Source organism: Nocardioides sp. (assembly GCF_036374615.1).
Taxonomy (GTDB): Bacteria; Actinomycetota; Actinomycetes; order Propionibacteriales; family Nocardioidaceae; genus Nocardioides.
In genome coordinates this window covers 1-7795 of the sequence record NZ_DASUTK010000005.1, presented here as the reverse complement: position 1 = coordinate 7795, position 7795 = coordinate 1, and the positions used below count along the sequence as shown (strand labels likewise).

7 protein-coding genes and 1 pseudogene are annotated in these 7795 nt (G+C 69.8%); 6 read left to right on the top strand and 2 right to left on the bottom strand.

Annotation, left to right across the window (positions count from 1 at the left end; genetic code table 11):
* The 5 genes and pseudogenes from VFZ39_RS00230 to VFZ39_RS00210 form a co-directional block, all read left to right on the top strand.
* A pseudogene (locus VFZ39_RS00230) lies at nucleotides 1-196 on the top strand (fused response regulator/thioredoxin-disulfide reductase); the annotation flags it as partial.
* A 7-nt stretch (nucleotides 197-203) separates the two neighbouring features.
* Nucleotides 204-1589 (top strand): sensor histidine kinase, encoded by a 1386-nt coding sequence (locus VFZ39_RS00225; RefSeq protein ID WP_330863700.1) that lies wholly within the window; start codon nucleotides 204-206, stop codon nucleotides 1587-1589.
* Between the two features lie 71 nt (nucleotides 1590-1660).
* Nucleotides 1661-2371: a succinate dehydrogenase cytochrome b subunit gene (locus tag VFZ39_RS00220; protein WP_330863699.1), complete on the top strand. Its 711-nt coding sequence runs from the start codon at nucleotides 1661-1663 to the stop codon at nucleotides 2369-2371.
* 18 nt (nucleotides 2372-2389) lie between these two features.
* Nucleotides 2390-4411: a fumarate reductase/succinate dehydrogenase flavoprotein subunit gene (locus tag VFZ39_RS00215; RefSeq protein ID WP_330863701.1), complete on the top strand. Its 2022-nt coding sequence runs from the start codon at nucleotides 2390-2392 to the stop codon at nucleotides 4409-4411.
* Nucleotides 4408-5151 (top strand): succinate dehydrogenase/fumarate reductase iron-sulfur subunit, encoded by a 744-nt coding sequence (locus VFZ39_RS00210; protein ID WP_330863698.1) that lies wholly within the window; start codon nucleotides 4408-4410, stop codon nucleotides 5149-5151. The genes VFZ39_RS00215 and VFZ39_RS00210 overlap by 4 nt, the downstream gene beginning before the upstream one ends.
* A gap of 77 nt (nucleotides 5152-5228) precedes the next feature.
* Here VFZ39_RS00210 and VFZ39_RS00205 read toward each other — a convergent pair whose 3' ends face one another.
* Together VFZ39_RS00205 and VFZ39_RS00200 are read right to left on the bottom strand one after the other, a co-directional pair.
* Complete coding sequence (locus VFZ39_RS00205; protein ID WP_330863697.1) at nucleotides 5229-6254, bottom strand: YihY/virulence factor BrkB family protein; 1026 nt, start codon at nucleotides 6252-6254, stop codon at nucleotides 5229-5231.
* On the bottom strand, nucleotides 6251-6769 hold the full coding sequence (locus VFZ39_RS00200) for a 2'-5' RNA ligase family protein (RefSeq protein ID WP_330863696.1): 519 nt from the start codon (nucleotides 6767-6769) through the stop codon (nucleotides 6251-6253). Before VFZ39_RS00200 ends, VFZ39_RS00205 begins: the two co-directional genes overlap by 4 nt.
* Before the next feature lie 61 nt (nucleotides 6770-6830).
* Here VFZ39_RS00200 and trpS point away from each other — a divergent pair.
* The coding region (gene trpS, locus VFZ39_RS00195; RefSeq protein WP_330863695.1) for a tryptophan--tRNA ligase at nucleotides 6831-7795 on the top strand (965 nt) is incomplete at its 3' end.

Genomic DNA, 7795 nt, shown 5'->3' with positions numbered 1-7795 from the left:
CACCGGACCTGAGCTGCTCCGCCACCCGACGACCCGGTGGTCGCTGGAGCGGCCACCCTTCGGACTCGAGTCGAGCGTGCCCGGCGTGTTCGTGGCCGGGGACGTGCGGCAGGACTCCATGAAGCGGGTTGCCTCCGCCGTGGGTGAGGGCGCCATGGCCGTGCACCTGGTCCACCGCTACCTGGCGACGATCTGATGACGCCATGATCACCCTCGACGACGTCCGCGGCTTCCCGCTCTTCGACGGTGTCACCGACGCCCAGGTCCAGGCCCTCCTCGACGGCGGCGACGAGGTCGAGATCGTCCCTGGCGAGGAGCTCTTCCACGAGGGTGACCTCGCGGCGTACTGGTGGGTGCTGGTCGACGGGTCGGTCGAGCTCGCGCGCCACGCCGGCCGCGACGAGACCGTCGTGGGCCGGATCGACGTGCCCGGCCGGTGGGCCGGCGGCTTCCTCGCGTGGGACGAGCACGGCACCTACCTCGCGACCGGCCGAGGTGCCGAGCCGGGACGGATGCTGAGGGTCCCGGCCGACCTGCTGCGCAGCCAGATGCAGGAGTGGTTCCCACTCGCGGTGCACCTGATCAGCGGCCTGTTCCACACCGCGCGGTCGATCGAGTCGACGGCCCGTCAGCGCGACGCGCTGGTCAGCCTCGGAACACTCGCCGCCGGGCTCGCGCACGAGCTGAACAACCCAGTCGCGGCGGCCGGCCGCGCGGTGGACTCCCTCGACGAGACCTGCGCGTCTCTGCTCGACTCCCTCGGCGACCTCGCCCGAGGGGACCTGACCGCGGCCCAGTTCACCGAGCTGGACGGCCTGCGCCGATCCGTGGCCGCACCGGCCCGGGCCGCGGACCCGCTGGCGGCGGCGGACGACGAGGAAGCGGTCGCCGCCTGGCTCGAGGCTCGCGGCGTCCCGTCTCCCTGGCGGCTGGCCGGGTCGCTGACCGCGGCCGGCGTCGATGCCGAGTGGTGTGCGCGGGTCGAGGGCGTCGTACCCCCCGGGGCGCTGGCGCCGGCGTTGACCTGGGTGACCAGCGCGCTCACCGCGCACCGGCTGCTCGGCGAGGTCCGAGAGGCGACCGGCCGGGTCTCCGACCTGGTCTCGGCCGTGAGGTCCTACACGCAGATGGACCGCGCGACCCTGCAACCGGTCGACGTGCGCGAGGGGCTCGAGAGCACCCTGACGATGCTGGGCCACAAGCTGCGCCAGGCGGGCGTCACGGTGGTCCGCGAGTACGGCGACGACCTGCCGCAGATCGACGGCTACGCCGGGGAGCTGAACCAGGTCTGGACCAACCTGGTCGACAACGCCATCGACGCGATGACGGACGGCGGGACGCTCACGGTCGCCGCGTGCACCCGCGACGGCTCCCTCGTGGTGGAGATCCGCGACACCGGGCACGGCATGCCTCCCGAGGTCGCGGCGCGCGCGTACGACACCTTCTTCACCACCAAGGACGTCGGTCGCGGAACCGGCCTGGGGCTCGACATTGCGCGACGGGTCGTCGTCGACCGGCACCGAGGGGAGATCGAGATCGACACTTCCGACGCCGGCACGACGCTGCGGGTGTCACTCCCCCTCCGCTGAGCTCACACCCGGATGAATGTCACACTCCCCGGCCCGCCCGACGGGCCTCGCGGGGAGTAGCGTTTCTGGTCGTGGCAACGCACATCCCTCCCAAACCCCTGGTCAAGGGTGCGCACTCGACCCGCTCGACCATCGCGCTGAAGATGCTGATGGCGGTGAGCGGGATCATCTTCATCGGCTTCGTGCTCGTCCACATGTACGGCAACCTGAAGGCGTTCGCCGGGCATGACGCCTTCAACGAGTACGCCGAGCACCTGCGTGAGATCGGCGAGCCGATGCTGCCGCACAGCGGCCTGCTCTGGATCCTCCGCGTCGGCCTGATCGTCGCGCTCGTGGTCCACGTGTACTCCGCCGTCGTGCTGTGGCGCCGAGCGGGCCGGGCCCGCACGGTGAAGTACGTCGTCAAGAAGCACACCGGCGCGACCTTCGCCAGCCGGATGATGCGCTGGGGCGGGGTCACGATCCTGGTGTTCGTCGTGTGGCACCTGCTGAACTTCACCATTGGCAAGGTCAACCCGCAGGGTGGCGAGACGAACGACCCGTACAACCTCCTGGTCGACACCTTCGACCTGTGGTGGATGACCCTGATCTACCTGGTGGCGATGGCGATGCTGGGCGCCCACCTGCACCACGGCATCTGGAGTGCGGCTCAGACGCTCGGCCTGACCAACAACGCGCGGGCTCGCAGCAACGCCAAGGTGCTGGGGCTCGGGCTCGCGTTGATCATCACGGTCGGGTTCTCGCTGGTCCCGATCTTCGTCCTCGCGGGCGTCATCGACTGAGGAGCTGCCATGACCGACATGCCCGACACCACGAGTGCCTTCGACTCCTCTCACACCGTCGCGGGGGAGCAGGAGTACGACGACGCCGCCGACTACTACACCCCCGGCGACCCCGTCCGGGACACCAAGGCGCCGAGCGGTCCGCTCGAGGACCGCTGGCAGACCCGCAAGTTCGAGGCCCGGATCGCCAACCCCGCCAACCGCCGACGCCTCTCGATCATCGTGGTGGGCACCGGCCTGGCAGGCGCCTCGGCCGCAGCCACGCTCGGCGAGGCCGGGTACGTCGTGAAGTCGTTCTGCTACCAGGACTCACCACGTCGCGCCCACTCCATCGCGGCCCAGGGCGGCATCAACGCCGCGAAGAACTACAAGGGCGACGGCGACTCCACGTACCGGCTCTTCTACGACACCATCAAGGGTGGTGACTACCGCAGCCGGGAGTCGAACGTCTACCGGCTCGCCGAGGTCAGCGCGAACATCATCGACCAGTGCGTGGCGCAGGGAGTCCCGTTCGCCCGCGAGTACGGCGGCCTCCTCGACAACCGCTCGTTCGGCGGCGTCCAGGTGTCTCGCACGTTCTACGCTCGGGGTCAGACCGGCCAGCAGCTGCTGATCGGCGCGTACCAGGCGCTCGAGCGGCAGGTCGCGGCCGGAACCGTGCGCTGCTACGCCCGGCACGAGATGGTCGAGCTGATCGTCGTCGACGGCCGCGCGCGCGGGATCATCGTGCGCGACATGGTCACCGGCGAACTCGAGACCTACTTCGCTGATGTGGTCGTGCTCGCCTCCGGCGGCTACGGGAACGTCTTCTTCCTCTCCACCAACGCCATGGGCTGCAACGTCACGGCCACCTGGCGCGCGCACCGCAAGGGCGCGCTCATGGCCAACCCCTGCTACACGCAGATCCACCCGACCTGCATCCCGGTGTCGGGCGCGCACCAGTCGAAGCTGACCCTGATGAGCGAGTCGCTGCGCAACGACGGCCGGATCTGGGTACCGAAGAACAAGGCCGACTGCGTCAAGGACCCGCGGGAGATTCCGGAGGCGGACCGTGACTACTACCTGGAGCGGATCTATCCGGCCTTCGGCAACCTGGTGCCGCGCGACATCGCCTCCCGGCAGGCGAAGAACATGTGCGACGAGGGTCGCGGCGTAGGCCCGGAGGTCGACGGCGTACGTCGTGGCGTCTACCTCGACTTCGCCGAGGCGATCGAACGGCTCGGCCGGCCGGCGATCGAGGCGAAGTACGGCAACCTCTTCGACATGTACGCCCGGATCACGGGCGAGGACCCCTACACCGTGCCGATGCGGATCTACCCCGCCGTGCACTACGTGATGGGCGGGCTGTGGGTCGACTACGACCTGCAGTCGACGATCCCGGGGCTGTTCGTCACCGGCGAGGCGAACTTCTCCGACCACGGTGCCAACCGGCTCGGTGCCTCGGCGCTGATGCAGGGCCTGGCGGACGGCTACTTCGTGCTGTCGAACACGATCCGCGACTACCTCGCCGACGGTCCCTTCGACCGGGTGCCGGAAGACCACCCGGCGGTGGTCGAGGCGCAGCAGTCGGTGCAGGCGCGGATCGACCACTTCATGAACAGCAACGGCACGCGCAGCGTCGACTCCTACCACCGCGAGCTCGGCAACATCATGTGGGAGTTCTGCGGCATGGAGCGGACCGAGGACGGGCTCAGGAAGGCGATCGACCTGATCCGGACCCTCCGCGACGACTTCTGGCGCAACGTGAAGGTGCTCGGCACCGCCGACTCCATGAACCAGTCGCTGGAGAAGGCCGGCCGGGTCGCCGACTTCCTCGAGCTCGGTGAGCTGATGTGCATCGACGCCCTGAACCGTCGCGAGTCGTGCGGCGGTCACTTCCGTGCCGAGTCGCAGACCGAGGACGGCGAGGCGCTGCGTCACGACGACCAGTACGCCTACGTCGCGGCCTGGGAGTGGGGCGGTGAGGGCGAGAAGCCGATCCTGCACAAGGAGGACCTGGTGTACGAGTTCGTCGAGATGAAGCAGAGGTCCTACAAGTGAGGCTGACCCTCAAGATCTGGCGCCAGGCGCACTCCGCCGAACGGGGCGCCATGCACACCTACGAGGTCGACGACGTCTCCCCCGACATGTCGTTCCTCGAGATGCTGGACGTCCTCAACGAGGATCTGCACACCAAGGGCGAGGAGCCGGTCGCGTTCGACTCCGACTGCCGCGAGGGCATCTGCGGGACGTGCTCGCTCATGATCAACGGCGAGCCGCACGGACCGGAGGTCACCACGACCTGCCAGCTGCACATGCGCTCGTTCACCGACGGCGACACCATCGTCATCGAGCCCTGGCGGGCAGACCCGTTCCCGGTCATCAAGGACCTCGTCGTCGACCGCTCGGCCTTCGACCGGATCATCCAGCAGGGCGGCTACATCTCCGTGAACACCGGTGCCGCCCCTGACGCCCACGCCACCCCGGTGCCGAAGGACAAGGCCGACCGCGCGTTCGACGTCGCCACCTGCATCGCGTGCGGTGCCTGCGTCGCCGCCTGCCCGAACGGCTCGGCGTCGCTGTTCCTCGGCGCCAAGATCACCCACCTCGGGGAGCTGCCGCAGGGCCAGGCCGAGCGCGACACCCGCGTCGTCAACATGGTCGCCCAGCACGACGCCGAGGGCTTCGGCGGCTGCACCAACATCGGCGAGTGCGCCGCCGCCTGCCCCAAGGAGATCCCGCTCGACGTGATCTCCCGGCTCAACTGGGACCTGCACGCCGCCATGCGCCACGGCCACTGACCGGTCAACACCGCGGCGTGTGCCTGAGAGTGCGCCATGGCGCACTCTCAGGGGCACGCGGCGGCTACTTGCGGCGGCTACTTGCGGCGGCGGACGAGGGCAACGAGGCCTAGCATCGCGGCGCCGCCGGCGGCGAAGGCCGCCTGGGGGCTGACGCGGGAGGACCGGGCGGGGGTCTCGCGGAGCTCGACATGGGTGAGCTCCTTCATGGCGTACTCGCGGCGGTCGGCCTGCAGCGCCTCGCGGTCGCGCTGGTCCCGGGCGTCGCGGGAGGTGTGGGCCCAGGCGGCGGCGTACATGACGACGCGCGAGAAGTAGTAGATCCAGACCAGCAGGATCAGGGCGATCCCGAACATCTGGAACGCCTCGGACTGCCGGGTTGCCGCCAGCAGCACGAAGGAGAGCCGCTTGAGCGCCTCGAAGCCGATGGCCCCCAGGACCGCCCCCCACAGCAGGGACCGACGCGGCGTGTGCGGCTTGGCCAGCAGGGTGAACATCGTGAAGAAGAGCACGACGTTCGCGGCAAGGCCGAGCACGACGGTCAGGAGCGTTACCAGCGGCTGCAGCTCCTCGCTGAGACCCGCCCAGGCGAGGAGGTCCTTCGCGAACCCGCTGACCAGCCCGGTGAACGCGACGCTCACCATCAGGGTCAGTCCGATCAGCGCGAGCGTGACCAGGTCGCGCAGCTTGCCGATCACGAAGTTGGGCTGCTCGCGCTGCGGGAGCTCGAACATCACGATCAGGGCCTCTCGCATCGCCGAGAGCCAGCCGAGCCCGGCGTACAGCAGACCGACGACTCCGATGACGCCGGCGACCGCGGCGCCACTCTCGAAGGCGCTGAGGTCGAGTTCGACCCCCGAGAAGAGACCTTCGAGGGCGTCGACCAGGATGTCCTGCGCCTCGGGGAAGACCTTGGACACGTAGCCGACCACGAAGAACGCGAGCGCGAGGATCGGGAAGAACGAGAGGAAACCGAAGTACGTGATGGCCCCGGCTTGGAGGTTGCCCTTCACCAGGTTGTAGTGCTGCACCATCCGGACGACGTGGTCGACGAACGGCCGCCGGGCCCGGATCTCGGTCAGACGCTCGCGAGGCGAGCTCACAGGGCGCCTCGCAGCGCGAAGTCGCGGACCGGCCGCCAGCCGGTGCCGTCGTCGTGGCGGTAGAGGTGGAACCGCTCGACGTCGAAGGTGCAGTCGAACGTCGCGAGCTCGGCGAAGGCTCGGTCCATGACGTCCTCCGGTCGGTGGTGGGCGACGGTCACGTGCGGGTGGTACGGGTGCTGCAGGGGTACGTCGAGCGGCCCCCGACGGATCCGGTCAGCGAGTGCCTCGCACTGGGAGATGCCCTGCACCAGCGAGACGAACACCACCGGGGAGACCGGCCGGAACGTACCCGTTCCCCTCAGCTGTATGAGGAACGGCGGGAACCCGGTCGCGACCTGGTCGAGGTGTCCGGCCGCATCGGCGATCTGCTGCTCGGTGAGCTCGACCGGCGGCACCAGCGTGACGTGGGTCGGGATCAGCCCCGCGGTCTCGTCGCCGAGGGACGCGCGGTACTCCTGCAGCTGGGTGGCCCAGGGCTCCGCCAGTGCGATCGCAACACCGATGGTGGGCATTCCGCGACCCTAGCGAACCGGCGCGCTGACCCCCGCCGTGCCCTCGATAGGATCGTCCGTCGTGAGTGACTCCTTCCAGGCGGCCGTGGCGCGCAGCGCCGAGATCGAACGTCGGATCGGCACCGATCCGGGCGAGTTCCGCATGCTCACCGGCGACCGTCCGACCGGCGCGCTCCACATCGGCCACTACTTCGGCTCGATCCAGAACCGGATCCGGCTGCAGCGCAGCGGGGTCGAGATCTTCCAGCTGATCGCCGACTACCAGGTGATCACCGACCGAGAGTCGGTCGGCGACATCGGCGGCAACGTCCGCAGCCTGCTGCTCGACAACATCGCCGCCGGGCTCGACCCGGATCGGGCGACCTTCTTCACCCACTCCGCCGTCCCCGCGCTCAACCAGCTGCTGCTGCCGTTCCTCTCGCTCGTGAGCGTCGCCGAGCTGCAGCGCAATCCGACCGTGAAGGAGGAGGCGGCCACGGCCGGCATCAAGTCGATCAACGGCCTGATGCTGACCTATCCCGTGCACCAGGCGGCCGACATCCTGTTCTGCAAGGCCAACGTGGTCCCGGTGGGCAAGGACCAGCTGCCGCACCTCGAGCTCGCGCGGGTCATCGCCCGCCGGTTCAACCGCCGCTACAGCCCCGCGGCGCCGTACTTCCCGGAGCCGGCGGCGCTGCTCACCGACGCGCCGGCGCTGCTGGGGACCGACGCGCAGAAGATGAGCAAGAGCCGCGGCAACGCGATCCCGATCGGCGCGACGGCGGAGGAGACCGCGCGGCTCGTCGCGGGCGCGAAGACCGACGCCGAGCGCCGGATCGCCTACGACCCGGTGCGCCGCCCGGGCGTGTCGAACCTCGTGCTGCTGGGCGCGCTGTGCCTCGGCCGGACGCCCGAGGACGTCGCCGCCGAGGTCGGCGACGCCGGCGGCGCGGCGCTCAAGCGGCTCGTCACGGAGGCGATCAACGAGCGCTTCCGGGGGATCCGCGCCCGCCGCGCCGAGCTGCTCGGCGACCGCGCGTACCTCCG